This is a genomic window from Actinoplanes sp. NPDC048967 (assembly GCF_040649415.1).
In the GTDB taxonomy this organism is placed as follows: domain Bacteria; phylum Actinomycetota; class Actinomycetes; order Mycobacteriales; family Micromonosporaceae; genus Actinoplanes.
The window spans coordinates 39548-64570 of record NZ_JBEZFL010000002.1; the positions used below are offsets into that span (position 1 = coordinate 39548).

The following is a 25023-nucleotide window of genomic DNA, read 5'->3' on the forward strand; positions in this document are numbered from 1 at the left end:
GCTCCAAGCCCTGCGACCTGGCGGCCCGGTGGCCGGCCCGGCGGCCCGACGCAAGCCCGCGGCCCGGCGGCCTGGTGCAAGCCCAGCGGCTCGGCCCAAGGCGCGCGGCCCGGCGGAGACCCGGCAGCCCGACACAAGCCCGCGGCCCGGCGGCCCGGCGACCCGACTGCCCGGTGCAAGCCCAGCGGCCCGACCCAAGACGCGCGGCCCGGCAACCCAGCGGAAACCGGCGGCCCGGCCCATGCCCCGCGACCCAGCCCGCCGCCTACCCGTCACGCCGCTGCGGGGTGCAAGTCCGCCAGCCCGGCCCATGCTCTGAGCCCGGCGGCCGACTGCTGATCAGTCGTCGGCGAGGACCAGGCCGGTTGCGGCCGAGATGCCTTCCAGGTAGCCGCGGGCCCGTTCGGCTTTCGGGTAGCGGTTCACCAGGTCCCAGAACTGCGTGTTGTGGCTGGGGACGACCAGGTGGGCCAGTTCGTGCAGGAGCACGTAGTCGATCACCCAGTCCGGCATCTCCTGGATCCGGTGCGAGATGCGGATCGTGGCGTCGTCCGGGGTGCAGGAGCCCCAGCGGCCGTTCTGGTTGGTCACCCATCGGACGCTGGCGGGCACGATGGCCCCGGAGTGGTCCGGCAGGTAGCGGGTGATCAGGCGGCGGGCGCGCATCAGGAGTTCGCTGTCCGTGCGCCGGATGCGTTCCTCGCGGGCGGCCAGGCGCTCGAGCATCCGCGCCACCCATTCGGTCTCCTCGGCCCGGGAGAACCGGTCGGGGATCAGGACGACAACGCGCTCGCCCTCCCGGTACGCGGACACTGTGCGACGCCGGCGCTGGCTGCGCCGCACTTCGACGACAGGCTTGCGCGTCCTGGCCATTACCGGCTCGCGCGGCCCAGCTCGGGGTTCACATTGCGACGTTAATGTGTCAGGGCCAGGTCAGCGCAAGGGTACGAGAAACGACACGCTCCCAAAATGTGACCTACGCCCCAGTAAATCCGAAAAATATTTCTCCGCACGCGCCGGGGCCGCCGGAAACGCCCACGGTATCCGAAGAAACGACCATACTCCGGCCGACCCAAACGTCCTGTTTCAGGCGATCTGGAGTAAATCGTCGGCGTGTCTACCCGTATGTGCCTAAAAAGGATCATCTCGCCCGGCACACTCAGGCCGTCGACGACACAGTCGACGCTGCGCTGACATGGAAAGGCCCCGACCTGGGTAGTGACCGCCCCGAGCGGGTGGCCACATTCACGTGGTCGCGGAGCGGTCCAGCGCCGAACACAGATCGCGGCCTGACGCCGCGAGCCAGGCACCGGGCCGACCCGGCTGACAACATGACGAGGAGGAATCGTGGCCGACAACACGTACAACGGCTACTGCGTGAAGTGCAAGGAGAAGCGCGACTTCCAGGGCACCGTCGAGGTCTCGAAGACCGGCATGAACATGGCCAAGGGCAAGTGCCCGGTCTGTGGCACGACGGTCAACCGGATCCTGGGCAAGGCCAAGGCCTGACCGCGCCTGACAAGCAAGGACGGGGGCGACCATTTCGGTCGCCCCCGTCGGCTTTCGCACCCCGTGTCACCCGTACGGGTCCGTAACCAGTTACTGCCTCAACACGTTAAGTGATTGAGCCGCTCCCCCACCTGCCTGTGGATAACTCGCGGAATCCTGTGGATAACCCTGCCCTCAGGCGGTATTGGCCTGTGGACAACCAATCCGCTGTGCGCCGAAGTCGTGACACCGTGTCATGTCATGAGCCGTACGCCGCTACCCCGGCCCACCCTGCTGCCAGGGCTCCCCCGCATCTGGCGCACCCCGCACACGCTCCAGCTGGGCCTCGATCCGGCTCACGCCGTACTCCTCGATCTGCCGGAGCCGAGAGCGGCCCGCCTGCTCGACCTGCTCGACGGTTCCCGCTCGGAGCGGCTCGCCGTGGCCCGGGCCGGAGCTGTCGGCCTGCCTCCCGACGAGGCCACCGCCCTGCTCGACACCCTGCACGCGGCCGGCCTGGTGGTGCCCGCCCAGAGCCTGTTCCCGCCGGCGATGCCGGCCCGGCTGACCGCTGAGGCCGCCGCGCTGGCCTTCTCCGGGGCGACCACCTCACCGGCCCGCACGCTGCGCCGCCGTGCCGCGGCCCGGATCGTGGTCACCGGCCCCGGCCGCCTCGCCGCCGGCGTCGCGGTCGCCCTGGCCGCCGCCGGCGTCAACCACGTCCACCCCGACCTGTCCGGCGCGGTGTCCGGCCACGAGCTCCCGGGCGGCCCGCTCAGCGAGGCCGACCTGGGCAAACCCCGGGCCGAGGCGGTGGCGGCCGCCATCGAACGCGCGGCCCCCAGGACCAGAACCCGTCCGGTACGCCGGGGAGCAGCATCACTGGTGATCCAGCTGGCTCACGATCACCCGGCCACCCGGCCGCTCGTCACCAGCGCCCACCGCAACCGCCCCCACCTGACGGCGACGATCCGCGAAGGCACGGTGATCGTCGGCCCGCTGCTCCTGCCCGCGGCCACACCCTGCCCGACCTGCATCGCCCTGCACCGCGCCGACCGCGACTCCACCTGGCCGCGAACCGCCCCCGACCCGACGCCGGTCACCGTCGAGCCGTGCAGCGTCGCCACTCTGCTCGCCGCGATCGGCTACCTCACCGCGGAAGCCCTGACCCACCTCGACCAGGGCACCCCCCAGACCCTCGGCGCGGAGGTGGCTATCACCGCCCCGGGCCACCTCCGCCGCCGCACCTGGCCACCCCACCCGTCCTGCCGATGCAGCCGCCCCCGCTGACCTCACCCACTCCACCCCTCCGGCCGACGCACCCGCCCCGCTGACCCGGACAATCCACCCCGCCCACCCAGACACCCGACCGCCGCCGCGCCCGGACAGCCGGTCCCATCGATGCAGAGAGGCCATCACCGCCCCGGGCCATCTCCGCCAACCAATCCACCGCCCAGACACCCCCACCCCCGCCGCGCCCGGACAGCCGGCCCGATCGATGCAGAGAGGCCAGCTCCGCCATCCACTCCACCCGCCCGGACACCCGACCCCCGCCGCGCCCGACCGGCCAGCCCATCGACGCAGAGAGGCCATCACCGCCCCGCCATCCACTCCACCCGCGGACTCACCCCCACCGCCCCTCCCGGGCGGCCGATACGGTCGGCCCGGGCGGCGCCGAAAGGAGGCGTGGGTCACAGCGGGACCTCATTGATGGGCAGTGATCGGACTTTTGGCACGTCCCGGCTCGAACAAGAGCCGCGGGAGCGGTTGATCCGCCCCGCGTCGGTCACAATGATCTGGTGACCGACATTCCGCGTCGTGCAGCGTCCCGCACCGCCAAGCTCGCCGCACTGCCCCTCGGCTTCGCCGGGCGCACCGTGCTCGGCCTCGGCAAGCGGGTGACGGGCATCGCGACGGACGTCATCTCCGCCGACATCCAGCAGCGCACCGCCGAGCAGCTGTTCAGCGTCCTCGGCCAGCTCAAGGGCGGGGCGATGAAGTTCGGGCAGGCGCTGTCGGTCTTCGAGGCCGCGATGCCCGAGGAGATGGCCGGGCCGTACCGGCAGGCGCTCACCAAGCTGCAGGAGGCCGCCCCGCCGATGCCGGTGGCCAACGTGCACAAGGCGCTCGCCGAGCAGCTCGGTGCCGACTGGCGGGACAAGTTCGCCGAGTTCGACGACAGCCCGGCCGCCGCGGCCAGCATCGGTCAGGTGCACCGGGCGGTGTGGAAGCTGCCGCCCAGCCGCAAGGGCGCCAAGCCCAAGACGCTCGACGTCGCGGTCAAGGTGCAGTATCCGGGCGCCGGTGAGGCGCTGCTGGCCGATCTCAAGCAGCTCGGCCGGCTGGCCGGCATGTTCAAGATCATTCAGCCCGGTATGGACATGAAGCCGCTGCTCGCCGAGCTGCGCGAGCGGATCACCGAAGAGCTCGACTACGCCCTGGAGGCGGAGGCACAGACCGCCTTCGCCGCCGGCTACGCCGATGACCCGGAGATCTTCGTGCCGCGGGTGGTCGCCTCGGCGCCCCGGGTGCTGGTGACCCAGTGGGTCGAGGGCGTCCCGCTGTCGAAGGTGATCAGCGAGGGCACCCAGGAGGAACGCGACGAGGCCGGCCGGTTGATGGCGACGCTGCACTTCTCGGCGCCCGCCCGCACCGGTCTGCTGCACGCCGACCCGCACCCCGGCAACTTCCGGATCCTGCCCGACGGCCGGCTCGGCGTCATCGACTTCGGCGCGGTGGCCCGGCTGCCCGGCGGCCACCCGGAGCCGATCGGCCGGCTGGTCCGGCTCGCCCTCGACGGCGACGCCGACGGGGTGGCCGAAGGGCTGCGGGACGAGGGCTTCATCAAGCCGGACGACGAGCTGGACGCCCAGGCGGTGCTCGCCTTCCTGCGCCCGATGATCGAGCCGGTGGCGGTCGACGAGTTCCGCTTCACCCGCGCCTGGATCCGCGGCGAGGCGACCCGGCTGTCCAGCCCCAAGTCACCGGCCTTCCAGCTCAGCCGCAAACTGAACCTCCCGCCGTCGTACCTGCTGATCCACCGGGTGACGCTGGGCTCGATCGGCGTGCTGTGCCAGCTGGAGGCGCAAGCGCCGTACAGGTCGATCCTGCAGAAGTGGCTGCCCGGCTTCGCCCCGGTCGCGTGACACGCCCGCGCTGAGCGCCGCCCTGCGGAACAACCGGAAGTTCCTCGCCCCGTGGGGGCCGGTACGGGCCAGCAAGAGGTGATCACCTCCCTGCTGCGCCGCTTCGGCACCGCCCCGAAATACCTGAAGATCGCCGGTGAGTGGCAGGACCACGCGATGTTCCGGCTCCTGACCGACAACACGGCCTGACCCGGCGAGCGCGACCATGCAAGCACCTGGCAGGGAGCGAAGCGACCGGTCCCCGCGGGAGCGACGGCCCGAACCCCGACGGACCGTGGCAACAAAGCACTTGATCTGAAAGCGAGCAAAAGAAAGGGGGCCCGCCCGCGGGTTGCGCGGACGGGCCCATCGGGTTCATTGCTCAGAGGCGTCCACCCAGTTCACGGGCAGCCCGGTGCCGGGCCTCCATCGCGATCTGACGGGCGGGTCGGTGTGCCTCAGGGTGAAGGTCGGCCTGAGGCCGACGCATTCGTGCGCGTGAGAGCGCTTCGTGGATGAGTTTCACCTTCGAGGTTCCATTCGTGTTCACGACTTTGTTTTTCCGTCTCTACGTAAAGGAATGTGGTCTCAGGCCGCGAGGCGGACCGAGTTGCGGGACTCGAGGCCGTTCGCGGCGAGCCGCTCGTCGACCTCGACCTGGAGCTCGGCGTCGCGGGCGACGTCGACCTTGCGGGGACGGCCACGGGGCCGCTTGCGCGGCACGACGGCGCCACGCTCAAAGATCTCGCCGCCCCAGACACCCCAGGGCTCGTTCCGCTCGACCGCGCCGGCGAGGCACTCGACGCGCAGCGGGCAGTCCCCGCAGAGCGACTTGGCCAGTTCCAGCTGGGCCGGGGAGTCCGAGAACCAAAGGTCCGGGTCGAACTTCCGACAGGGCAGGTTTGCCTCGAGCTCGACGCTCACGTCGAGTGGGGCCAGCGCCAGACTCATAAAGCCCGGTCACCTCTCTCTTCTTCTCGATCTTCTGGATCGCGATACAGGTCGTGCACCGGCCGGTGAGCCGGCAAAAAAAGTAGGCCGCGGATCCCGGTTACGGGTTCCGCGGCCTCGAGGTGAGCCGGATGGTCTTTTCAGACCGGCCTTCCTCGAGGCGGGACACCGCTGGCACCAGCCGTCATGCGCTTGGCGACGCCATTGCTGCCCACGAACCCAGTGGTCCCGTTGCTTCCGTCGACATCAACCAGGATCCGGACCAGCTCGGCCTGGATCTGGACCTGGTGCGCCTGCGAAACGGGAGCCCGCTCAGCGGTCAGCAGCGCCACGGGGGCGGATGCCGGCAGCCACGAGACGGACGGAGCGCAGACAGCAGCAAGCAGCGTCGACGGTCGCTCGATCGTGTAGTTGAGCTTCACCGGTGCCACCTCCTCCATCGTCTTGCGCTCGAGTCGTGCTCTTCAGACCCTTGATGAGCATGGTTGTAACCCGTGCTCGTCAAGGTGTGCACTGAGGCTAAGCCCGGCCGCGGGGCGAGGGCAAACGAATTAACGGACTAGTTTTCAAAGTTTTCTGACGGCGGCTCCGCGAGGCTCTCGCCGCCCACCAGAGCGAACACCGCGGCACCGTACTGGCCCAGCTTGCGGGGGCCGATTCCGGCGATGGCCAGCAGCTCCGGCGGGGTGGCCGGCTTGCGTTCGGCGATCGCCACGATCGTGGCATCTGTGAACACCACGTAAGCAGGAACTTTCTGCTCTGCGGCGGTGCTCGCGCGCCAGGCCAGCAGGCGCTCGTACAGCTCCTCGTCGAGGTCCGAGGGGCAGGTCGGGCAGCGGCCCAGCTTGCGGTCGGCGCCGGCCATCAACGTCGCCCCGCAGATCCGGCAGGAGACCACCGTGCTGCGGCGATTGACGGGTTTCCGACTGCCGCCCGCGACGCTTGCTTTTTCCAGGCCGGTGCGGGTGCTGCCCAGCTGCGGCAGGAACCGGCACGGGCGCCGCGCGCGGCCGCCCGGCGACCGGCTCTGGCCGTAGGACAGCCAGAGCCACTGCCGGGCCCGGGTCACTCCGACATAGAGCAGGCGGCGTTCTTCCTCGAGCTGCTCGGGGGTTTTCGCGTACGTCGTCGGCAGCGTGCCCTCCGCCAGCCCGACGAGGAACACGGCGTCCCACTCCAGGCCCTTGGCGGAGTGCAGCGAGGCCAGCGTCACGCCCTCGACGGTGGGGGCGTGCTGCTGCTCCGCGCGGTGGGCCAGCTCGGCACAGAACGCCGACAGGGACACGTCGTGCTGCACCGCGCCGGCCTGGCCCAGCGGCAGCAGGTCGGGCGTGCGGGCGTACTCCTCGGCCAGGGCGACCAGCGCCGCCAGGGCCTCCCACTGCTCACGCTGCGCCCCGCCCGGCGGGGGCTGGTCGGGGGCCCAGCCGGCGGCCGAGAGCGCCTCGACGACGGCCTGGACCAGCGGGGTCTCCCCCGGGGTGGACCGCACGGCCGAGCGCAGCGCGATCATCGCCTGACGCACCTCGGTGCGCTCGAAGAAGCGCTCGGCGCCGCGCACGACGTACGGCACCTCCAGCTCGGCCAGCGCCTTCTCGTAGGCCTCGGACTGCGCGTTGGTGCGGAACAGCACCGCGATCTCGCTGGCCGGGGTGCCCGCGCCGATGAGGTCGCGGCAGCGGCGGGCGACCGCGACGGCCTCGGCCGGCTCGTCCGGGAAGATCTTGAGGTCCGGCTCGGCTCCGGGCGGGCGCTGGCCGACCAGTTCGAGGCGCAGCTTGGCCTCGGTGCCGCGGGCCTGCTTGATCACGGCGTTGGCCAGGCCGACGACCTGGGGGGTCGAGCGGTAGTCGCGGACGAGGCGGACGACCACCGCGTGGCGGCGCTGGCGGGGGAAATCCACCAGGTACGCCGAGGTGGCGCCGGTGAACGAGTAGATGGTCTGGCTGGCGTCGCCGACCACGGTGATGTCGTCGCGCCCGCCCAGCCAGGCGTCGAGCAGGCGCTGCTGGAGCGGGTTGACGTCCTGATATTCGTCGACGACGAAATGCCGGTACTGCGCGCGGACCTGCTCGGCGACGTCGGAGTGCTCCTCGATGCCCCAGACCGCGGCGCGCAGCATGTCCTCGAAGTCGATGACGCCCTGGCGGCGCTTGAGTGCCTCGTACGCGCCGAACACCTCGGCGACCTTGGCGGCCTCGTACGGCGGCTCGCGCAGCGCCTTGGCCGCGGCGACCACGTACTCCCCCGGCTCGACCAGGGACGACTTGGCCCACTCGATCTCGCCGGCCAGGTCGCGGGCCGCCGTGCGGTCGGCGCGGATGCCGACCCGGTTGGCCGCCAGGGCGACGAGGCGGGCCTTGCTCTCGACCAGCTCGGGCATCGCCCGGCCCTCGAGCAGCCGGGGGGCGAAGTAGCGCACCTGGCGCAGCGCCGCCGCGTGGAACGTGCGGGCCTGCACCCGGCCGGCGCCGAGGGCGGTGAGCCGGGCGCGCATCTCGGCGGCGGCCCGGGCGGTGAACGTGACAGCGAGGATGTGCCGCGGGCTGATCTCGCCCTTGAGGGTGCGGTAGGCGATCCGGTGGGTGATGGCCCGGGTCTTACCCGTGCCGGCCCCGGCGAGGATGCAGACCGGCCCGGCGGGGGCGGTCACGGCCCGCCGCTGATCGGGGTCGAGCCCGGCAAGCACGCGTTCGGCTGTCACAACCGGGAATCATGGCACCCCGGTCCGACGTTTCACGTGATGGCGTACCGCCATGTGATGTCTCCGAAGGGATCCCGCGCGATGTTGACCATGTACTCGACGTCCTGGTGTGGTTACTGTCACCGGCTCAAGTCGCAGCTCGACCGGGAGGGCATCCAGTACGACGTCATCGACATCGAGCAGGACCCGGCCTCGGCCGAGTTCGTGATGGGTGTCAACGGCGGTAACCAGACCGTGCCCACCCTGCGCTTCGACGACGGGTCCGCGCTGACGAACCCGTCGATCGTGCAGGTCAAGGAGCACCTGGCCGCCATCTCCGCCTAGCGGAGCCAGGGCGCGGCGGGGGCCGGTCGCAACGCGACCGGCCCCGTCCGCGTCACGGGATCAGCGCGGGGACGCTCGAGTCGAGAAGACCCTGGCGCTTGAGCTCGCCGTACAGCGGGGTGGTCTCGGGGTAGTGGCCCCAGGCGTGGTCGCCACTGCCGTCGCCGGCCCCGCCGAGCAGCTGCTTCTGCACCGGCGTGAACGACGCCCACTCCGGCGTGTTGGGCAGGTCCGCGACCTCGTCGCGGCCGGCCACCCAACGGTAGGTGTAGCCGAAGAAGGCGCCCACCCGGGTGATCGACGAGTAGTTGTCCGAGCGCGCGTGCCACAGCCGCCGGTCGAAGACGACCAGGTCGCCCGGGTTGGCGGTGATCTGCAGCGCACCCTCGGGCTGCGGCCACGGGACGCCGCGCGACGGCGGGCCCGGCAGCCAGTTGGTCAGGTGGCTGCCCGGCAGGACGGTGAAGTTGCCCCGGCCGGTCTCGCTCACGTCGGACAGCCAGTAGGCCAGCTTCACCGACATCCGCGGGCGCGGGTCGGTCTCCAGCTCACGGTTCTGCCGGCCGCCGTCCTGGTGCCAGTGCCACCAGTCCTTCTGCTGCTCGTGGATCTGCGGGTGCACATCCACGTGCGAGTGGTAGACGTGCACGTTCCAGCCGAGGATCGACCAGATGTACTTGAACGCCTTGGGGTGATCCAGCAGGAACGCGAGCTCCGGGTTGTTGGTGACCGCGGAGAGCTGGTGCAGTGCGCCGTTGGCGCCGAGGCCGCCCTCGTGGGCCACCTTCTCCTTGGTGCGCAGGATCGCGGTGCGCGCGATCGCGACCTCGTCCTCGGTCAGCACCGCCGGAATGACCAGGAAGCCGTCGCGGTCGAACTGCGCCCGTTCCTCGGCCGTCATCGGCGTCCAGGTCTGCTCAGCAAGCAGGGACATCTATCTACCTCTTCCTCCGTGTCTGCTCTACCAGACGCTGGAGTGTCCCCCCTTCGTTGCTAAGTGAGTGTGAAGAATCCTTTGATTAGAAAAATGTGAATCCCTTAACGGGGGAAATCGCCCAACCATCGCTCAACGAGATAAAACGCGATCGACGACCGCATGGGCAGATTCATCCGTACGCCGCTCTCCGGCTCCACGTAGTCGCCGGCGATCATCCGGGAGACGTCCTCGCGGGTGAACCAGCGCGCCTCGTCGATCTCCTCGGGATCGACCGTGATCGCCTGCTCCCGGTCCGCCACGGCGGTGTAGCCGAGCATCAGCGAGCCCGGGTACGGCCAGGACTGGCTGCCCTCGTACTGCCAGGCCCGCAGCCGGACGCCGACCTCCTCCTGGACCTCGCGCACCACAGCGGCCTCCGCGGACTCGCCCGGCTCGACGTATCCGGCCAGGCAGGAGAACCGGCGGACGCCTCCGGTCTCGGGCCAGGCCGCGTTGTGGCCCAGCAGGCAGCGGCCCTGGGCTCCCGGCACACCGTCGTGCACCAGCACGATCATCGCCGGGTCGGTACGCGGCCACATGGCCCGGCCCTCGGCATCCACCCGGGACCAGCCCGCCTCGATGACCGTGGTGGGCTGGCCGTTGCGCGGCGAGAAACGGTGACTGGCATGCCAGTTGCCCAGAGCCGCGGCGGTGGTCAGGATGCCCGCGTCCCGCGGGTCCAGGCGGTCACCGATGTCGCGCAGGGTGCGCGCCTGGGCGTCCTCGGAGGCGGGCAACGGGGCGTCGATCGCGAAGATCGGCACGCCGGCCGGGTCCACCCCGAGGAACAGGCGCTCGCCCTCGGGGGCCGCGTCGGCGCCGACGAGCACCAGCGTCGGCGTGCCGTCCGGACGCTCGGCGACCAGCGCCCGGCCGCCCTGGGCGATGTCGATGACCAGCACCAGGCCGGTCTTCCAGGCCTCGGCCAGCCAGTCGGCGTCGGTGCGGTGGTGCGCCGCCCGGTCCAGGCTGGTCCGGGCGAGCGGCGGTACGGCCGGCCCCGGTTGCTCCCCCACGTCGGGTTGCTCGCCGGAGCCGGACGTGGCCACGGACTCGCTCACGCGGCCCCGCGTTCCACCGGGGTCAGGGCGGCCAGCGGTGCCTCGACCTTGTCGGCGTCGCCGAGCACCACCGTGACCGCCTGCGAGGGCGCCAGATACTTGGCTGCCGCTTCGGTGACCTGCTCCCGGGTGGCCGCGGCCAGCGCCGCCGAGTGCTCGCTCAGGTAGTCCAGCCGCAGGCCGAAGCTCGCGTAGATGCTGGCCAGCCCGGCCAGCCCGGCCTGGGTGGACATGCCCAGCCGCAGGGTGCCCAGGGCATAACGGCGGGCCTGCTCCAGCTCCTCCTCGCCCGGGGGCAGGCTGGCCACCCGGCCCAGCTCGTACAGGGTCTCGAGCATCGCCGGGCCGGTCACCTCGGTCGCCACCTCGGCCGCCACCACCAGCGCGGAGCCGGCCACGAAGTGCTCGATCGAGCTGTGCGGGCCGTACGTGTAGCCCTTGTCCTCGCGGATGTTCTCCACCCAGCGCGACGAGAAATAACCACCGAAGACCATGTTCGCCAGCTGCAGCGCCGCATACTCCGGGTCGGTGCGGGACACCGCCGGCAGCGCCATCCGCAGCGACGACTGCACCGCGCCGGGCCGGTCGACCAGCAGCAGCGGGCCGGGCTCCAGCTCGGGCGTGGGCGGCACGTTGCCGTCGCGGCTCGGGCCGATCCAGCCACCCAGCGCCTTCTCGGCGGCGTCGATCGCCTTCTCCGGGTTGAGATCGCCGACCAGCACCAGCACCGCGCCGTCCGGGCGGACCCGGTCGGCGTGCAGGGCCCGCAGCTGCGCCGGGCGGACACCCTTGACCTGCTCCGGCTCCGGCGTCTGCACCGCGTACGGGTGCCGGCCGTACATCCGGTGCAGCAGCGCCGTCCGGGCCAGGTGGGCCGGCTGGCTCTGGGCGACCTGGATGTGGTCGACCAGGCGGTCCCGCTCGGTGGCCACCTCCTCGGCCGGGTACGTCGGGTCGGTGAGCACCGCCGCCAGGATCTCCAGCATCCGGTCGAGGCCGGCGGCCAGCGAGTTGCCGGTGACGAGCAGCCGGTCCGGGTCCAGCCCGGCCGACAGTCCGCCGCCGACGGCCTGGAGCTCGGCGGCGATGTCGATGCTGGACATCGTGGCCGTGCCGGTGAACAGCGCCTGGGACAGCAGGGTGGCCCGGGCCAGCGGGGCCCGGCCGAACGGCACCCGCAACCGCATCTCGATCAGCGGCACCGCCTGGCGCCGGATCGCGATGACCGTCAGGCCGCTGCTGAGCTTGCGTTCGGCCTGCTTGGGCAGCTTGAGCTTGGAGTCCGGAATCAGGTCCGGAAGTTCACGCGCAGTCACTGGTTGGCTCCCGGGATGACCTCGATGGTGGAACGGCGCTCCGGCCGCAGGGTGGCCGCGGCGGCGACGATCTGCGCCTCGGTGACCTCACCGACCAGCCGGGGCAGCTCGTTGAGCAGCTGCGGGCGGCCGCGCTGGGTCTCCAGGACGGCCATCGGCAACGCCCGGCCGAGCACGGCGTCGGTGTCGCGCAGCAGGTGGGTGGCCATCCGGGCCTGGGTGCGGGCCAGCTCGCCCGGTGCCATGCCGCCGGTGGCGAGCCGGTCCAGCTCCTCGTCGATGGTGCGCAGCACCTTGTCCGCGTCGCCGCCGGGCGGCATGTGCGCCTGGAGCAGCATCGCGGTGGGGTTGCGGACCTGGTACTCGTCGCCCATGAAGCCGATGTAGCCGCCGACACTGGTGACCGTCCGGTCGCGCTGCACCAGCCGCTCGACCAGCCGGGACGCGTCGCCGTCGGTCAGCACCTCGGCCAGCACGACGTACGGCAGGTAGGCCTCGAACTCGGCGATCGGGTCGGGCAGCCGCCAGCCGCTGGCCACCGCGGGCAGCGGGGCGAGCCGGTCGGTGTACGCCTCCCGGCGCTCGCCGTCGATGTCGGGCTCGGCGAAGTCGGGCAGGTCGGGCTTGCCCCGGGCCGGCACGTCGCCGAAGTGCCGCTCGATCAGCGTGGTCGCCTGGGCCACGTCGAAGTCACCGGCGACCGCGAGCACCGCGTTGCCACTGGCGTAGTACTTGTCGAAGAACTCCTCGGCGTCGGCCACGGTCGCGTGGTCCAGGTCGCCGAACGAGCCGTACCCGTCGTGGGCGTTGGCGAAGGTCTCGAACATCACCGGGGGCAGCCGCAGCCACGGGAAACCGCCGTACGGCCTGTTCATGACATTGACCCGGATCTCCTCCTTGACCACGTCGACCTGGTTGCGCAGGTTCTCCTCGGTCAGGCGGGGGCCGCGCATGCGGTCGGCCTCCAGGAACAGCGCCCGTTCGAGGGCACCGGAGGGCAGCACCTCGAAATAGTCGGTGTAGTCGAGGTGGGTCGAGCCGTTGAAGCTGCCACCGGCTCCCTGTACGTGCCGGAAGTGCGCCAGCTTCTCCAGATTCTCCGAGCCCTGGAACATCAGGTGCTCGAAGAGATGGGCGAAGCCGGTGCGTCCCTCCGGTTCGGAGCGGATACCGACGTCGTAGACGACCGCCACCCCGACCACCGGGGCGCTGCGGTCGGGTGTGAGGACCACCCGCAGACCGTTGTCGAGGGTGAAGCGTTCCACCGGATACTTCGTCGCGGGAATCTTCATTTTGCGCGCCACACCAGAGAATCTAACCCCCGGAGCGGCGCGTGTCCGATCCGTGGTCCGGCGCCCTCGATCGGCGGTGCTAGCTTTCGCGTAGTGAGTCCGTGACGCGAGGTAAATGCTTCGATATCCTGTCGCGTCCGATCCACCACCACCACGGGGAGACAGACCAGTGCCGGTACGGCTGCGCCTGGAGTGCGATTCGACCGCCGACGCGGAGTCGCTGCATCGCTGGTTGCGCCGGGAGCAGGCGGTCCGCGTCGACGGCGGCCTGGCCCTGGGCGGCGGCGACGATCCCGAGCTGATGGGCACGCTCCTCGACGTGCTGACCCTGATCATCGGGAGCGGGCTGTCCGCCGGCCAGCTGGCCCTCGCCGTGGCGAGCTGGCGGGACTCCCGCCGGCCGGCGCCCAAGGTGACGATCACCCACACCGCGGCCGACGGCACGGTCACCCGGATCGACGTGGCCGATCACACGTCGCTGGCCGTCGCGCTGACCGAGCTCGAGCAGCGCGAGCAGAAGTAGTCGCATGACTGACGTCACAGACCCGGCCGCGGCCCAGCTCGTCCTCATCGGGGTGTCGGCCTACCGGCGGCTCTTCGAGCTGCCCGCCGCCCGGCGCAACGTGACGGATCTGCGCGACCTCTTCCAGCACGAGGACCTGTGGGGAGTGCCGCCGGAGAACTGTCACGTGTTGCTCGACCCGGAATCCCCGGCCGAGGTGAGCCGGGCGATCCGGCGGGCCGCGGCGGCGGCCGGCCGCGACGGGATGCTGCTGGTCTACTTCGCCGGCCACGGACTGGTCGACGTGGACGATGACAATCTGATCCTCGGGCTGCCCGGCTGTGATCCCGAGGCGCCCTACGAGCGCGGCGTCCCGTACGACTGGATCCGCCGGGCCGTCGCCGACACCCGGGCCCGCCGCCGGGTCGTGATCCTCGACTGCTGCTACTCGGGCCGGGCCGGGTCCGAGCTCGGTGGCGACGGCAGCGGCACGGACGCGGTCGCCGACAAGGCCGAGACCGAGGGCACCTGCCTGCTGGTCTCCGCGCCGGCCAACCGCCCGGCCATGGCGCCGCGCGGTGAGGTGCACACCGCGTTCACCGGCGAGCTGATCCGGTTGCTGCGCGACGGTCTGCGGCCCCCGCCGCCCGAGTCCGTGCCGGCCACGCTGACCGTCCACACCGTCTGGCGCACGATCCGCCGGGCGATGCTGCGCCGCGGCTTCGAGCGTCCCGAGCTGCGGGCCCGGGACGCCGGCGGCGAGATCGCCCTGGTGCACAACCCGGCCGCGCCCCGGCACAACCTGGCCGGCAGCGTGCTCTACGCGGCGCCCTGGTTCGTCGACGAGGACCTCGGCCAGCGCGCGATCCTGGTGCTGCGGCACAACCAGACCGGTGCGCTCGGCGTGTGCATCACTCAGCCCGCCGGCGACATCCCGGACGAGTTCCCGGATGCCTGGCGCGCGCTGCTGCGCAACCCCGCGATGCTTTTCCACGGCGGTCCGGTGGCCCGCGACGGCTACATCGTGGTGACCCTGCTGCGGGCCGGCGCACCCAAGCCGCTGCGGTTCACCCCGATCCGCGAGCGGCTTGGCACCCTGGCGTTGTCGGCGGTACCGGAGGACGTCGCCGCCACGGTCGACACGATGCGCGTCTTCGTCGGCTACCTCGGCTGGCGCGCCGGTGAGCTGGAGGAGTTCCTCGACCGCGGGGCGCTGGTGGCCAGCCGGCACACCGCCCGGCAGGTCTTCACCGAACGGCCCGGCGAGCTGTGGCAGTCCCTGCAGGCGGCCCGATGACCGACCCGGCGGAAGGACTCAGCGCGGGTGAGGTGCTGCTGCTGGACCGGCTCACCGCCGGGCTGCGGGACGTCGACCAGATCACGCTGCTGCTCGGCTCCGGCGTGACAGCCGGCGTCATCCCGCGGGTGCAGGGCGTCCTGGACATCGCGGACAGCTTCGCGGCCGGGCGCAACGACGACGGCGCCCTGGAACGGGCTCTGGAGCAGGCGCGCTCGGAGCTCGTCGGGGCCCGCCCGATCGACGTGTACCGCGCCTACCGGCGGGTGTTCACCGACTGGGTGTCGGCCGGGGCGTTCGACGTGATCGCGCAGCAGGCGGTGCTGAAGGCGTACGCGGCACCGGACCCGATGGAGTCCCCGCTGGCCACCCACGGCCTGGGCCAGCGGCTCGAACGCGGCGTCGGCGAGGGTGTGGAGAACGACCGGTTCTCGTGGCAGCTGCCCCGCGGCGTCGAGGCGCTCGGGCACCTGCTCGCCCAGGTCCCGGAGGCCTTCGACCACCGGGTGCTGACCACGAACTTCGACCCGCTGCTGGAGATCGCGATTCGCTCGGCGGGCGGCCGCGCGGTGAGCCTGCCGATGGATCCGCGCGGCACGACCGGGACGACCCGCGGTGCCGACGGCGCGGTCCGCGTCTTCCACCTGCACGGCTTCTGGCGCCCGACGCTGCACGTCCGGGGCCCGCAACTGCTGCACGACCCGGCCCGCATCGCGGAGAACAAACTGCTCATCGCCGCGACCGCCGACCTGATCCGCGGCGACACCGTCTGCGTGATCGGCAGCAGTGACTGGTCCGGCACGCTGACCGCCGCCATCGCCGCGGCCGCGCGCACTCGGCCCGTACGCGTGCTCTGGGCCCTCAACGACCCCGACGCGGCCGGCGCGCTGAGCACCGCCGAGCGCCTGCGCGAGGCGACCGGCCTGCCGGTCGAATGCTTCCCCGGCGTCGACTCCGAACGGCTCTTCCCGGCCCTGGCCGAACGCGCGCAGGTGCCGGTGCCGCCGCGGGCGACCGGCCTGCGGCACCGGGTACGGCACCACAGCTGGGAACGCCAGCTCGTGTCCCAGCCCGGCACCCAGCCCCCGCGCGACGTGCCCGGCCTGCTGTTGCAGCTCGAACGGCGGTTCGGCTGGATCAACCAGCAGCGCGGCACGGTCGGCCCGATCCGGCTGCTCTGGCCGGTCCGGCTGCGCCCGCGCGCCTCGGTGATCCACATGGTCCAGGCGTTCGTGGCGGGCGCGCTGGCCCGGCTCGGGGTCGAGGTGCGGGTCTGCATCGACGACGTGGGCTCGCGGGACATCGACGCGGCGGCCGCGTTCCGGGCCGACCTGGATCGCTGGATCGACCACACCGGGCACGGCGCGGTCCGCGAGTTCGTCAGCCTGTCGGAGTTCCTCGACCAGGTGCAGCGGCAGCCGGCGGACACCTCGCCGGAGTCGCTGTTGCGCCCGACGGACCCCTGGTCGGTGGCGCGCACCTTCTACGGCGAGCACAACCCGTCGCTGTACAGCCTGCTGGCGGCGGTCAAGGCGGTGCCCAACCTGACCTCGTGGGACGAGCTGGAGAAGAACGCGTGGCCGATCGTGCAGTCGGTGCTGCGGACGGACGCGAACAGGCTGCTCACGCCGTTGACGCTGTGGCCGTACCTGAACAGCATGCTGCTGGAGAGCGCGACCAACGACGTCATGACGCTCGGCGGGCGCGACGAGGCGATTTTGTGGGCACAGTGGCGGCAGACCTTCGGCTTCGGGCCGGGGCATCTCTACAACCCGTACATCAAGAGCCTGAAGCACGACGCGCACATGCTGCGCTGGTCGTCCGAGGAGGAGCTGCGCCAGCACCTGCTCCGGACCCGGGAGCTGCCGGGCTGGGACGCCGAGGGCAGTTATGTGCCGTGGCTGTTCCAGAACGCGTTGCTGCTGCCCGGCTACCTCAACAACGAGCCGGTGCCGGAAACCGAGGACTTCCCGCTGGACTCGTGGGCGGCGTTCGTCGCGGCGATCGAGGACGGGCGCCCGGTGCTGGACCTGCTGGCGGCCCGGGTGACCGAGCTGTTTCTGCGCCCATGAGCACGGTTGCCCGTTCGGAGGTCGCGGTCTTGGCGCGGCCGAGTTAGCGTCTCAGGTATGACTGCCACAGTTGTGGAGCGCGTCGGGCACACCTCCGTCCCCTCGTCCGTCGAGGACGACGCCGCACTGTGCGTCACCGCCCTGGGCGTGGAGCTGACGGCGTACGTGGCCGGAGCGGCTTCCGTCGCGGAGTTCGAGTCCTGGTTCGCCGGTGGGCAGCGCCCGGCCGGGCCGGTCCGGCGCCGGCTGGCCGCCGCGGCCGAGCTGGTCAACGTCTTCGCGGCCGCCAATCAGAGTGCGCTGGCCGCGGCCTGGCTGCGCGAGCTGGATCCGACCGGGTACGTCCCGGCCCGGGTGCTGAGGATCTGCTCCGGCGACGAGGCGAGTGTGAAGTCGCTGCTCGAAGCGGCCGCCATCTGGGCCCTCACGCCCGCGGGAGAGTAGCGCCGACCGCCTCGGCCCACGGCGCCTGTGATCCGTTGAGGTAGCGGCCGGCGTGCCCGGCCAGGTCCACGTGGGCCCGGAAGTGCTTCAGCACGGCGCCGCGGACCCCGATCCGGGGCAACGCGAAGAGACTCTTGCCGCCGTCCGCCACGTTCTCCACCGCGAGCTCGCCCTTGGCGCTGATCAGCAGCGTCGAGTTCGGCGCCCGGTGGGTGCTGGTCAGCCGGATGTCGATCGCCACACCGTCCGCCGCGGTCCGCCGGACCAGGTCGTCCAGGACGTCCTGCACTCCGGCCGGCGCGAGCAGCGCGGCCCGTTGCGGGTGGGCAGCCTTGCCGACCGGCACGACGACGTGCAGGACCCACGTGGTGACCCCGAGACCCACGAGTTGATCACGCAGCGCGAGCAGCGTCGCCAGATCGCCGTTGCGCGCAGTGACGACCGTCTGGACGCTGCACGGCACGTCGGCGCGGACTGCGCGCCGGATCGCGTCCACGGCGTAGACGGCCGAGCTGGCGCCCGGGGGCAGGTGCTGCCGGTTGGCCGGGCGCAGCGCGTCGTTGCCGGCCGGATCGGCGCTGTCCAACGACACCCGGACGTGCACCTGGTGGCGGCGCAGGGTGGGCAGCAGCCGGCTGAAGTCGCCCACGCCGGAGGTGTCCAGCACCACCGCCTTGCCGGTCCCGGCCAGCCGGGCGATGAGCCGTTCGGCCCGCTCGGCCCGGGCCAGCGGCTCCCCGCCGGTGACCACCCCGACCATCGCCGGGGTCGCCGCGGCAGCGCGTAGCACCCGGGTGAACCAGGCCTCGTTCTCCTGCTCGCGATAGCCGGTCATGAGGTCGTCGGCGTGGCAGTAGAGGCAGCGCAGCGGGCAGTGGGCGGTGGCGAAGCAGTTCACCACCAGCGGCGCGGTGATCCGCGGGAGGACGTCGAGCTGCCCGACGACCGACCGGCCGAAGAACGCGCGCCGCGGGGTGTCCGGGTCGGTCTCGCAGATGCCCAGCTCAGCGAGCGCCCTGGTCTCGGCGTCGCCGCCGGCCCGGCCGGCCCGGACCCGGCGCAGGGCGTGCAGATGGGCCGGGTCGAGCGCGAAGAAATGGTCACGGCGGGGCACGTACGCGATGGAGTCCCGCACCCGTACGCCGGGCGCCAGGCGGACGGTCGTGGACGTTCGGCGGCGCTCGGACAGGGCGAACACGGGGCGATATTGCCACAGTCAGTAGTCGTTCATGTTTCGCCGCACCGTCACCTCCGGTCGCCGGCTTCTCACTATCCGGTCGGGGCTTGACGACCATCCCCTACCTCATCCACTATTCCCATCCATCAGATAGAGAAAGCAGAGTTTGGGCTCGCCGGACCGAGAGGACATGCCCCGTGTACGTCTCGGCACGCACCGACTACGCCGTCCGGGCCATGCTGGCGATCGCCGCCGACCACCCCCACCTGGTCAAGGCGGCCGCGCTGGCCGCGGCTCAGGACATCCCGCTCAGCTTTCTCCAGGGCATCCTGCTCGACCTGCGCCGCGCCGGCCTGCTGCACAGCCACCGCGGTGTCGACGGCGGCTATTCCCTGGCCCGCCCGGCCGAGGACATCACCGTCGGGGACGTGGTCCGCTCCGTCGGCGGCGCCCTCACCACGGTGCGCGGCCTGCCCACCACGACCACGACCTACCACGGTGTCGCCACCGGGCTCAAAGACGTCTGGCTCGCGGTGGAAGAAGCCATCGAGGGTGTCGTGAACCACCGCACGCTCGCCGAACTCACTGTTTCCGCGATTCCCACCACCTTGAGAACGAACTAGGAGTGAGCATGAGCTCCCGCACAGTCCGTGCGCTTGCCCTGGCCGCCACCGCCCTGTTGTCCGCAACCGTCCTGGCCGCCTGCGGCAAGAGCGACGACGCCGCCTCCGCGTCGGGCGAGGCACCGGCGCTGCGGCTCGGCTACTTCCCGAACATCACCCACGCGCCCGCCCTGATCGGGGTGAAGAACGGCCTGTTCCAGCAGTCGCTGGGCAGCACCAAGCTGGAGCCGAAGACCTTCAACGCCGGCCCGGCCGCGGTCGAGGCACTGTTCTCCGGAGCGATCGACGCCACCTACATCGGCCCGAACCCGGCCATCAACGCCTGGGCCACCTCCAAGGGCACCGCGATCAAGATCATCGCGGGTAGCACCTCGGGCGGCGCCGGCCTGGTGGTCAAGGAGGGCATCAACGCCCCGGCCGACCTCAAGGGCAAGAAGATCGCCACCCCGCAGCTGGGCAACACCCAGGACGTCGCGCTGCGCGCCTGGCTGAAGTCCAACGGCCTCAACGCCGACCAGCAGGGCGGCGGCGACGTCTCCGTGCTCCCGCAGGACAACGCGACGGCGCTGCAGGCCTTCGCCCAGGGCGCGATCGACGGCGCCTGGGTGCCCGAGCCCAACCTGAGCCGGATGATCCTGGAGTCCAAGGGCAAGCTGCTGGTCAACGAGAAGGACCTGTGGCCGAACGGGCAGTTCGTGACCACCCACCTGATCGTCAAGCAGGAGTTCCTGAAGAAGTACCCGGCGACGGTCAAGAAGCTGCTGCAGGGCCACCTCGCCGCGGAGAAGCTCATCGCGACCGACGACGCCGGCGCCCAGAAGGCCGCCAACGAGCAGCTCGGCGCCCTGTCCGGCAAGCCGCTCAAGGACGAGATCCTGGCCTCGGCGTTCAAGAACCTGACGTTCACCAACGACCCGGTCGCCTCGTCGCTTTACACGAGTGCGCAGCACGCTCAGGACGTCGGCCTGCTCAAGCCGGTCGACCTCAAGGGCATCTACGACCTCGGCCCGCTCAACGAGCTCCTCAAGGCCGACGGCCAGCCCGCGGTCAGTGACGCCGCAGCCTCCTGATCCGCCTCCGGCCGGGTCCGCCGACGCGGGCCCGGCCGGCTCGACCTGGGAGTTCCCATGAGCATCCTGCAAGCCACGGAAGCCCGGACCGACCGCGACGTGGTGGTCCGCCTGGACAGCGTCTCCAAGCAGTACGGCTCCGGCAGCAACACCCTGCTCGCCCTCGACCGGGTCTCCCTGACCGTGGCCAAGGGCGAATTCGTCTGTCTGCTGGGCGCCTCCGGCTGCGGTAAGAGCACCCTGCTCTCCCTGGTCGCCGGGTTGGACCAGATCAGCGGCGGCACCCTCGACATCGGCGGCCGGCACGTCTCCCTGATGTTCCAGGAGGCCGCCCTGTTCCCGTGGCTGTCCGTCCTGGGCAACGTGGAGCTGCCCATGCGCCTGCGCGGCATGGGCCGCGCCGAGCGCCGGCAACGGGCCGAGGAACTGCTCGAGGTCGTCCGGCTCGGCGGCTTCGGCCACAAGCGCCCGCACGAGCTCTCCGGCGGCATGCGCCAGCGCGTCGCCCTCGCCCGGTCCCTGGCCCAGAACGCCGACGTCCTGCTGATGGACGAGCCGTTCGGCGCCCTGGACGCCATGACCCGGGACATCCTGCACGACGAGCTGGAGCGGATCTGGCGCGAGCAGAACCTGACCGTTCTGTTCGTCACCCACAACGTGCGCGAGGCCGTCCGCCTCGGCGACCGGGTCGTGCTGCTGAGCAGCCGCCCGGGCCGGGTCATCGAGGACTACAAGATCATGCACGAGCGCCCCCGGCGTATCGACTCCCCCGAGGTCTCCAGCCAGGCCGCCGAGATCACCGACCGGCTCCGCGCGGAGGTCGCCCGCCATGCAAGCTGAGGTTCCCGTCCAGGACAACCGCACGGCCTCGGACACCGCGGCCGCGGACCGCATCACCGGGCTCGACGCGCTGGAGCTCGGCCCCCGGCGCAGCAAGGCGGCCCTGGGCGGCCGCGTCTGGCGCAGCGCCTGGCCCAAGCTGCTGGCCATCGCGATCGTCATCCTGGCCTGGCAGATCGTGGTCTGGGCGCAATGGAAGCCCGAGTATGTGCTGCCCGGCCCGGCCACCGTCTTCGGGGACCTGGGCACGCTGATCACCACCGGCGACTTCTGGGACGGCGTCCGGCTGACCATGCTGCGCGCGGTGACCGGCTTCGCGCTGGCCGTGCTGATCGGCACCATCGTGGGCGCCGCGGTGTCCCGCTTCGCGCCGCTGCGGGCAGCCATCGGCTCGCTGATCACCGGCCTGCAGACGATGCCGTCGATCATGTGGTTCCCGCTGGCCATCCTGCTGTTCCAGATCAGCGAGAGCGCCATCATGTTCGTGGTCATCATCGGCGCCGCCCCCTCGGTGGCGAACGGCCTGATCAGCGGCATCGACTACGTGCCGCGTACGTGGCTGCGGGTCGGTCAGGTGCTCGGCATGAAGGGCTTCGCCAAGTACCGCCACCTGATCCTGCCGGCGTCGCTGCCCTCGTTCATCTCCGGGCTCAAGCAGGGCTGGGCGTTCTCCTGGCGCAGCCTCATGGCCGGTGAGCTGCTGGTGATCGTGCCCGGCGCGCTGTCCATCGGCGTACGGATGCAGCAGGCACGCGACCTCAGCGAGTCCAGCCTGGTCATCTCGTTCATCATCGTGGTGCTGGTGATCGGCATCCTGATCGACGTGCTCTTCAACGCGGCCGACAACGCGCTGCGCAAGCGCTGGGGCCTGACCGGTAACTAGAGCGGCCGGACCGACTCCAGTACGTCGTCGATCACCGAGTCGAACTGCTTGTGCGTGCCGGGGATCGACACGTACAGCACGGCCGCGGTCGGCTTGCCGACGTCGATGACCGCCACCGCCGACAGCTCGTCGGTGGCGGTCAGCCCGGCCGCCTTGAAGTGCAGCCGGAACTCGCTGACCCAGGCCGGCCGCCCGCCCAGCGTGGTCATCTCGTCCCGCAACGGCTCGACCGTGTTCGGCTGCGGGTAGTACTCCGCGCGTACGTCCGCGGCGACCTGGCGGCCGACGCACTTGAGATCAACCGTCACCGCGTCGTTGTCGGCCGCCGGGACCGCCGCCGACAGGATCGAGGCGTGGTACGAGCCGCCGCTGTACTGCTCCGTCACGAAGTGCTGGCCGACCCGGTAGGGCACCTCGAGCGTGCCGGCCCGCCAGGTGGTGTCCCACGGGACCCACGGGGCGCCGTACTTCTTGTAGGAGATGCCCGCGTCCGGGTCGGTGGTCCGTTCCCCGGGAGCGGCCGGCGGCGGGGCGCTGGGCCGCCCGGTCGGGTCCGCACTGGGCGCCACGGTCGGCGCGGGACACATCTGCGCCAGCGGTGGCCGCAGGTCGGTAGGGGCGGAAGCTTTCCGGTCGAACGGGTTGCCCTCCGAGCTCAGGGCCACGATCAGGATCACCACCAGGCCGACCGCGAGGATCGCGCCGGCGATGCCGCCGAAGATCAACATCTGGCGCCGGCGCCGCTGCGGCCCATCGGCGGGCGGCGACTCCGGCGGGGCGGGCGGCGGCACCAGCGGGGGTACGCCCGGACTGGTCACGGTGCCCGAACCCCACGCACCACCCGGCCGCGACCAGACGGCGGGGGTCTGTGTGCTCTCGGACATCATCCCAGTGAACACCACCGGGACGCGTCATGGGTTACCGGCCGAGCGCGGCAGTGGCGTCCGGCGGGAGGGTCTGCACCACAGATGCCCCGGCATCGCCCGGCACGACCGGTCCGTACCACGGGGCGAATGCGACGACGAGGACCAGAGCGAGTCCGAAGACGGCCAACGCCAGCACGAGGCCCAGCTCCCGACGGGCGGACACGGTCTGCATGCGAAAGCCTCCCCAGCGAAGTCGGACCCCTCCCGGGATCCGGCACAGTCATCTCTAAGACGCCGCTGGAGCCGGATCGGTTGCATTCCTGCCAGGCAACCTTCACCCTGCCCCGGTACCGTAATCGGATGGAAATCGTTTATCCCCCCGTCATCGGCCTCGCCAAGACGATGTTCCGTGCCCTTGACCTGCGGATCCAGATCGAAGGGGCGGAGCACATCCCCGCCACGGGCGGGGCGGTACTGGCGAGCAACCACGCCAGTTACCTCGATTTCATCTTCTGCGGCCTCGGCGCCCAGCCGGCCAAGCGACTGGTCCGGTTCATGGCCAAGAAGTCGGTCTTCACCCACAAGGTCAGCGGGCCGCTGATGCGCGGCATGCACCACATCCCGGTGGACCGCCGGGCGGGCACCGCGGCTTTCAACGAGGCGGAGAGGGCTCTCAAGAACGGCGAGGTGGTCGGCGTCTTTCCGGAGGCCACGATCAGTGAGTCGTTCACGGTCAAGGCGCTGAAGTCGGGCGCGGCCCGGCTGGCCCGGGCGGCCGGGGTGCCGCTGATCCCGATGGCGGTGTGGGGACCGCACCGGCTCTGGACCAAGGGCCACCCGAAAGATCTGACCAAACGGCACGTGCCGGTGATCATCAAGATCGGCGAGCCGATCCGGGCGGCGGTCGGCGCCACCGCGGAGGCGACGACGGTGGTCCTGCGGCAGCGGCTGAGCGCGCTGCTGGACGCGGCCCAGCGGGAATACCCGGAGCAGCCGTCCGGGCCGGACGACCGCTGGTGGCTGCCGGCCCACCTGGGTGGCACCGCGCCGCGGCCCGAGGGTGTCGGTGACGCGACCCCGGCGGGGGCCTGAGGACCACCACCGCGCCGGGGCGGAAACGTCACCGGCGCCGACCCCCGAGGGGACCGGCGCCGGTGGTCAGCGTGTTGCTGAGATCAGAGCGGGCGGATGTTCGCGGCCTGCGGGCCCTTCTGGCCCTGGGTCACCTCGAACTCAACCCGCTGGTTCTCGTCCAGGCTGCGGTAGCCGGAAGTCTGGATGGCGGAGAAGTGGGCGAAGACGTCGGCACCGCCGTCGTCCGGGGTGATGAACCCGAAGCCCTTGTCCGCGTTAAACCACTTCACTACGCCGGTAACCATGCTCGTCTCCTCGACGGTCGATCGTTCCCGTCCATTATGGCCAGGAACGAGGTAGTAAGACCCGCACTTCGCGGGACTCGTGTCGCCGTACTGATCGCCCGTACCGGAGAAACCCGGGTTACGACAAAGAGCGCCTGGGGCAGAATCCCCACAGGCGCTCCTAGGTACTTGGGAACCAAACTGACAACGCGATGGAGCCTAGCACGACGAAGGGAGCGCACCGGTGATCGGCGTGCAAGTGGCACAGGAGCTCAGGGAAGCCGGCCTGATCTGGAAACCGGGGCCGGGTGACCGCTTCGCGATCCCCGACCGTGACCTGGACGAAGACGTGTTCGTGCTGAGCAACATGACCATTGAGGTGTACTCGTTGCCGGAGGGCCGGGTGATCGGTTTCAACGGCACCACGGAGTGGGCGATGGACGACGTGGAGCTGGACGAGGCACTGTGGCTGCCCCGCGAGGACCAGCTCCGGGAGCTGCTCGGCCGGACCCTGCGGGCCCTGCGCCGCACGGACCGCGGCTGGGACGTGGACATCACTCTGCTGGGTGAGGACCGGACGTTCACCGCGCCCACGCCGGAGGAGGCGTACGCGGCCGCCCTGCTGCACCTGTTGGCCGCCGCCACAACCTGATC

General features: G+C 71.2%; 27 protein-coding genes. 15 read left to right on the forward strand and 12 right to left on the reverse strand.

What is annotated here, in order from left to right:
- Positions 1 to 339: 339 nt before the first annotated feature.
- Complete coding sequence (locus tag AB0C12_RS06850) at positions 340 to 873, reverse strand: M48 family metallopeptidase (RefSeq protein ID WP_360545021.1); 534 nt, start codon at positions 871 to 873, stop codon at positions 340 to 342.
- Between the two features lie 474 nt (positions 874 to 1347).
- Here AB0C12_RS06850 and AB0C12_RS06855 point away from each other — a divergent pair, with 474 nt between their 5' ends.
- The 4 genes from AB0C12_RS06855 to AB0C12_RS06870 all read left to right on the forward strand — a co-directional run bounded on the left by AB0C12_RS06855 (position 1348) and on the right by AB0C12_RS06870 (position 4823).
- Complete coding sequence (locus tag AB0C12_RS06855) at positions 1348 to 1509, forward strand: DUF5679 domain-containing protein (RefSeq protein WP_015625326.1); 162 nt, start codon at positions 1348 to 1350, stop codon at positions 1507 to 1509.
- 240 nt (positions 1510 to 1749) lie between these two features.
- Positions 1750 to 2778 carry a hypothetical protein gene (locus AB0C12_RS06860; RefSeq protein WP_360545023.1) on the forward strand — a complete coding sequence of 343 codons (1029 nt, stop codon included), beginning with the start codon at positions 1750 to 1752 and terminating at the stop codon, positions 2776 to 2778.
- Between the two features lie 509 nt (positions 2779 to 3287).
- Positions 3288 to 4634 (forward strand): AarF/ABC1/UbiB kinase family protein, encoded by a 1347-nt coding sequence (locus AB0C12_RS06865; RefSeq protein WP_360545025.1) that lies wholly within the window; start codon positions 3288 to 3290, stop codon positions 4632 to 4634.
- Between the two features lie 51 nt (positions 4635 to 4685).
- Positions 4686 to 4823, forward strand: a complete 138-nt coding sequence (locus AB0C12_RS06870) for a hypothetical protein (RefSeq protein WP_360545027.1) — start codon at positions 4686 to 4688, stop codon at positions 4821 to 4823.
- A gap of 378 nt (positions 4824 to 5201) precedes the next feature.
- Here AB0C12_RS06870 and AB0C12_RS06875 read toward each other — a convergent pair whose 3' ends face one another.
- The 3 genes from AB0C12_RS06875 to AB0C12_RS06885 all read right to left on the reverse strand — a co-directional run bounded on the left by AB0C12_RS06875 (position 5202) and on the right by AB0C12_RS06885 (position 8268).
- Positions 5202 to 5564 carry a WhiB family transcriptional regulator gene (locus tag AB0C12_RS06875; protein WP_360545029.1) on the reverse strand — a complete coding sequence of 121 codons (363 nt, stop codon included), beginning with the start codon at positions 5562 to 5564 and terminating at the stop codon, positions 5202 to 5204.
- A 140-nt stretch (positions 5565 to 5704) separates the two neighbouring features.
- A complete protein-coding gene (locus AB0C12_RS06880; protein WP_246595442.1) occupies positions 5705 to 5986 on the reverse strand; it encodes a hypothetical protein in 282 nt (93 codons plus the stop codon).
- Between the two features lie 137 nt (positions 5987 to 6123).
- The gene (locus tag AB0C12_RS06885) at positions 6124 to 8268 is read right to left on the reverse strand and encodes an ATP-dependent DNA helicase UvrD2 (RefSeq protein ID WP_360545031.1); all 2145 of its coding nucleotides are present in this window, start codon (positions 8266 to 8268) and stop codon (positions 6124 to 6126) included.
- An 81-nt stretch (positions 8269 to 8349) separates the two neighbouring features.
- Between AB0C12_RS06885 and AB0C12_RS06890 the strand changes: the two genes are divergently transcribed.
- Positions 8350 to 8592 carry a mycoredoxin gene (locus AB0C12_RS06890; protein WP_360545033.1) on the forward strand — a complete coding sequence of 81 codons (243 nt, stop codon included), beginning with the start codon at positions 8350 to 8352 and terminating at the stop codon, positions 8590 to 8592.
- A 52-nt stretch (positions 8593 to 8644) separates the two neighbouring features.
- Here the strand turns inward: AB0C12_RS06890 and AB0C12_RS06895 are convergent, their stop codons facing one another.
- The 4 genes from AB0C12_RS06895 to AB0C12_RS06910 all read right to left on the reverse strand — a co-directional run bounded on the left by AB0C12_RS06895 (position 8645) and on the right by AB0C12_RS06910 (position 13237).
- Complete coding sequence (locus AB0C12_RS06895) at positions 8645 to 9526, reverse strand: phytanoyl-CoA dioxygenase family protein (protein WP_360545035.1); 882 nt, start codon at positions 9524 to 9526, stop codon at positions 8645 to 8647.
- A 104-nt stretch (positions 9527 to 9630) separates the two neighbouring features.
- The gene (gene nudC / locus AB0C12_RS06900) at positions 9631 to 10584 is read right to left on the reverse strand and encodes an NAD(+) diphosphatase (protein WP_360547030.1); all 954 of its coding nucleotides are present in this window, start codon (positions 10582 to 10584) and stop codon (positions 9631 to 9633) included.
- A 41-nt stretch (positions 10585 to 10625) separates the two neighbouring features.
- On the reverse strand, positions 10626 to 11945 hold the full coding sequence (locus AB0C12_RS06905) for a pitrilysin family protein (protein WP_360545037.1): 1320 nt from the start codon (positions 11943 to 11945) through the stop codon (positions 10626 to 10628).
- Positions 11942 to 13237, reverse strand: a complete 1296-nt coding sequence (locus AB0C12_RS06910) for a pitrilysin family protein (protein WP_360547032.1) — start codon at positions 13235 to 13237, stop codon at positions 11942 to 11944. Before AB0C12_RS06910 ends, AB0C12_RS06905 begins: the two co-directional genes overlap by 4 nt.
- A 169-nt stretch (positions 13238 to 13406) precedes the next feature.
- On the opposite strand from AB0C12_RS06910, the gene AB0C12_RS06915 reads away from it, so the two are divergent.
- From AB0C12_RS06915 to AB0C12_RS06930, 4 genes are read left to right on the forward strand one after another with little or no spacing between them, the layout of a single operon-like run.
- Entirely contained in the window at positions 13407 to 13760 is a 354-nt protein-coding gene (locus AB0C12_RS06915) for a hypothetical protein (protein ID WP_360545039.1), read from the forward strand.
- 4 nt (positions 13761 to 13764) lie between these two features.
- On the forward strand, positions 13765 to 15036 hold the full coding sequence (locus AB0C12_RS06920; RefSeq protein ID WP_360545041.1) for a YqgE/AlgH family protein: 1272 nt from the start codon (positions 13765 to 13767) through the stop codon (positions 15034 to 15036).
- Complete coding sequence (locus AB0C12_RS06925; RefSeq protein ID WP_360545043.1) at positions 15033 to 17108, forward strand: SIR2 family protein; 2076 nt, start codon at positions 15033 to 15035, stop codon at positions 17106 to 17108. The genes AB0C12_RS06920 and AB0C12_RS06925 overlap by 4 nt, the downstream gene beginning before the upstream one ends.
- Positions 17109 to 17165: 57 nt before the next feature.
- Positions 17166 to 17552 (forward strand): hypothetical protein, encoded by a 387-nt coding sequence (locus AB0C12_RS06930; protein WP_360545045.1) that lies wholly within the window; start codon positions 17166 to 17168, stop codon positions 17550 to 17552.
- On the opposite strand, the gene AB0C12_RS06935 is transcribed toward AB0C12_RS06930, so the two are convergent.
- On the reverse strand, positions 17533 to 18750 hold the full coding sequence (locus AB0C12_RS06935) for a radical SAM protein (RefSeq protein WP_360545047.1): 1218 nt from the start codon (positions 18748 to 18750) through the stop codon (positions 17533 to 17535). The genes AB0C12_RS06930 and AB0C12_RS06935 overlap by 20 nt on opposite strands.
- 176 nt (positions 18751 to 18926) lie before the next feature.
- Between AB0C12_RS06935 and AB0C12_RS06940 the strand changes: the two genes are divergently transcribed.
- From AB0C12_RS06940 to AB0C12_RS06955, 4 genes are read left to right on the forward strand one after another with little or no spacing between them, the layout of a single operon-like run.
- Positions 18927 to 19352, forward strand: a complete 426-nt coding sequence (locus AB0C12_RS06940; protein WP_360545049.1) for an Rrf2 family transcriptional regulator — start codon at positions 18927 to 18929, stop codon at positions 19350 to 19352.
- Between the two features lie 8 nt (positions 19353 to 19360).
- Positions 19361 to 20422: an ABC transporter substrate-binding protein gene (locus tag AB0C12_RS06945; protein ID WP_360545051.1), complete on the forward strand. Its 1062-nt coding sequence runs from the start codon at positions 19361 to 19363 to the stop codon at positions 20420 to 20422.
- Between the two features lie 57 nt (positions 20423 to 20479).
- Positions 20480 to 21262, forward strand: a complete 783-nt coding sequence (locus AB0C12_RS06950) for an ABC transporter ATP-binding protein (protein WP_360545053.1) — start codon at positions 20480 to 20482, stop codon at positions 21260 to 21262.
- On the forward strand, positions 21252 to 22145 hold the full coding sequence (locus tag AB0C12_RS06955) for an ABC transporter permease (protein ID WP_360545055.1): 894 nt from the start codon (positions 21252 to 21254) through the stop codon (positions 22143 to 22145). Before AB0C12_RS06950 ends, AB0C12_RS06955 begins: the two co-directional genes overlap by 11 nt.
- Here the strand turns inward: AB0C12_RS06955 and AB0C12_RS06960 are convergent.
- Positions 22142 to 23029, reverse strand: coding sequence for a hypothetical protein (locus AB0C12_RS06960; RefSeq protein WP_360545057.1), 888 nt, complete (start codon positions 23027 to 23029; stop codon positions 22142 to 22144). The genes AB0C12_RS06955 and AB0C12_RS06960 overlap by 4 nt on opposite strands.
- 34 nt (positions 23030 to 23063) lie before the next feature.
- Positions 23064 to 23243 (reverse strand): hypothetical protein, encoded by a 180-nt coding sequence (locus AB0C12_RS06965; protein WP_360545059.1) that lies wholly within the window; start codon positions 23241 to 23243, stop codon positions 23064 to 23066.
- 128 nt (positions 23244 to 23371) lie between these two features.
- On the opposite strand from AB0C12_RS06965, the gene AB0C12_RS06970 reads away from it, so the two are divergent.
- Positions 23372 to 24103, forward strand: a complete 732-nt coding sequence (locus AB0C12_RS06970; RefSeq protein WP_360545061.1) for a lysophospholipid acyltransferase family protein — start codon at positions 23372 to 23374, stop codon at positions 24101 to 24103.
- Positions 24104 to 24186: 83 nt separating this feature from the next.
- Here AB0C12_RS06970 and AB0C12_RS06975 read toward each other — a convergent pair whose 3' ends face one another.
- Complete coding sequence (locus AB0C12_RS06975; RefSeq protein ID WP_015625344.1) at positions 24187 to 24390, reverse strand: cold-shock protein; 204 nt, start codon at positions 24388 to 24390, stop codon at positions 24187 to 24189.
- 223 nt (positions 24391 to 24613) lie between these two features.
- On the opposite strand from AB0C12_RS06975, the gene AB0C12_RS06980 reads away from it, so the two are divergent.
- Positions 24614 to 25021: a pilus assembly protein CpaE gene (locus AB0C12_RS06980; protein WP_360545063.1), complete on the forward strand. Its 408-nt coding sequence runs from the start codon at positions 24614 to 24616 to the stop codon at positions 25019 to 25021.
- The last annotated feature ends 2 nt before the right edge of the window (positions 25022 to 25023 follow it).

Bases quoted from the DNA above. Each gene is read 5' to 3' on its own strand.
- AB0C12_RS06910 (WP_360547032.1), bottom strand. From the start codon at position 13,237: ATGAAGATTCCCGCGACGAAGTATCCGGTGGAACGCTTCACCCTCGAC.
- AB0C12_RS06955 (WP_360545055.1), top strand. From the start codon at position 21,252: ATGCAAGCTGAGGTTCCCGTCCAGGACAACCGCACGGCCTCGGACACC.
- AB0C12_RS06860 (WP_360545023.1), top strand. From the start codon at position 1,750: ATGAGCCGTACGCCGCTACCCCGGCCCACCCTGCTGCCAGGGCTCCCC.
- AB0C12_RS06945 (WP_360545051.1), top strand. From the start codon at position 19,361: ATGAGCTCCCGCACAGTCCGTGCGCTTGCCCTGGCCGCCACCGCCCTG.
- AB0C12_RS06950 (WP_360545053.1), top strand. From the start codon at position 20,480: ATGAGCATCCTGCAAGCCACGGAAGCCCGGACCGACCGCGACGTGGTG.
- AB0C12_RS06975 (WP_015625344.1), bottom strand. From the start codon at position 24,390: ATGGTTACCGGCGTAGTGAAGTGGTTTAACGCGGACAAGGGCTTCGGG.
- AB0C12_RS06895 (WP_360545035.1), bottom strand. From the start codon at position 9,526: ATGTCCCTGCTTGCTGAGCAGACCTGGACGCCGATGACGGCCGAGGAA.
- AB0C12_RS06925 (WP_360545043.1), top strand. From the start codon at position 15,033: ATGACCGACCCGGCGGAAGGACTCAGCGCGGGTGAGGTGCTGCTGCTG.
- AB0C12_RS06850 (WP_360545021.1), bottom strand. From the start codon at position 873: ATGGCCAGGACGCGCAAGCCTGTCGTCGAAGTGCGGCGCAGCCAGCGC.
- AB0C12_RS06960 (WP_360545057.1), bottom strand. From the start codon at position 23,029: ATGTCCGAGAGCACACAGACCCCCGCCGTCTGGTCGCGGCCGGGTGGT.
- AB0C12_RS06890 (WP_360545033.1), top strand. From the start codon at position 8,350: ATGTTGACCATGTACTCGACGTCCTGGTGTGGTTACTGTCACCGGCTC.
- AB0C12_RS06920 (WP_360545041.1), top strand. From the start codon at position 13,765: ATGACTGACGTCACAGACCCGGCCGCGGCCCAGCTCGTCCTCATCGGG.
- AB0C12_RS06930 (WP_360545045.1), top strand. From the start codon at position 17,166: ATGACTGCCACAGTTGTGGAGCGCGTCGGGCACACCTCCGTCCCCTCG.
- AB0C12_RS06970 (WP_360545061.1), top strand. From the start codon at position 23,372: ATGGAAATCGTTTATCCCCCCGTCATCGGCCTCGCCAAGACGATGTTC.
- AB0C12_RS06875 (WP_360545029.1), bottom strand. From the start codon at position 5,564: ATGAGTCTGGCGCTGGCCCCACTCGACGTGAGCGTCGAGCTCGAGGCA.
- AB0C12_RS06965 (WP_360545059.1), bottom strand. From the start codon at position 23,243: ATGCAGACCGTGTCCGCCCGTCGGGAGCTGGGCCTCGTGCTGGCGTTG.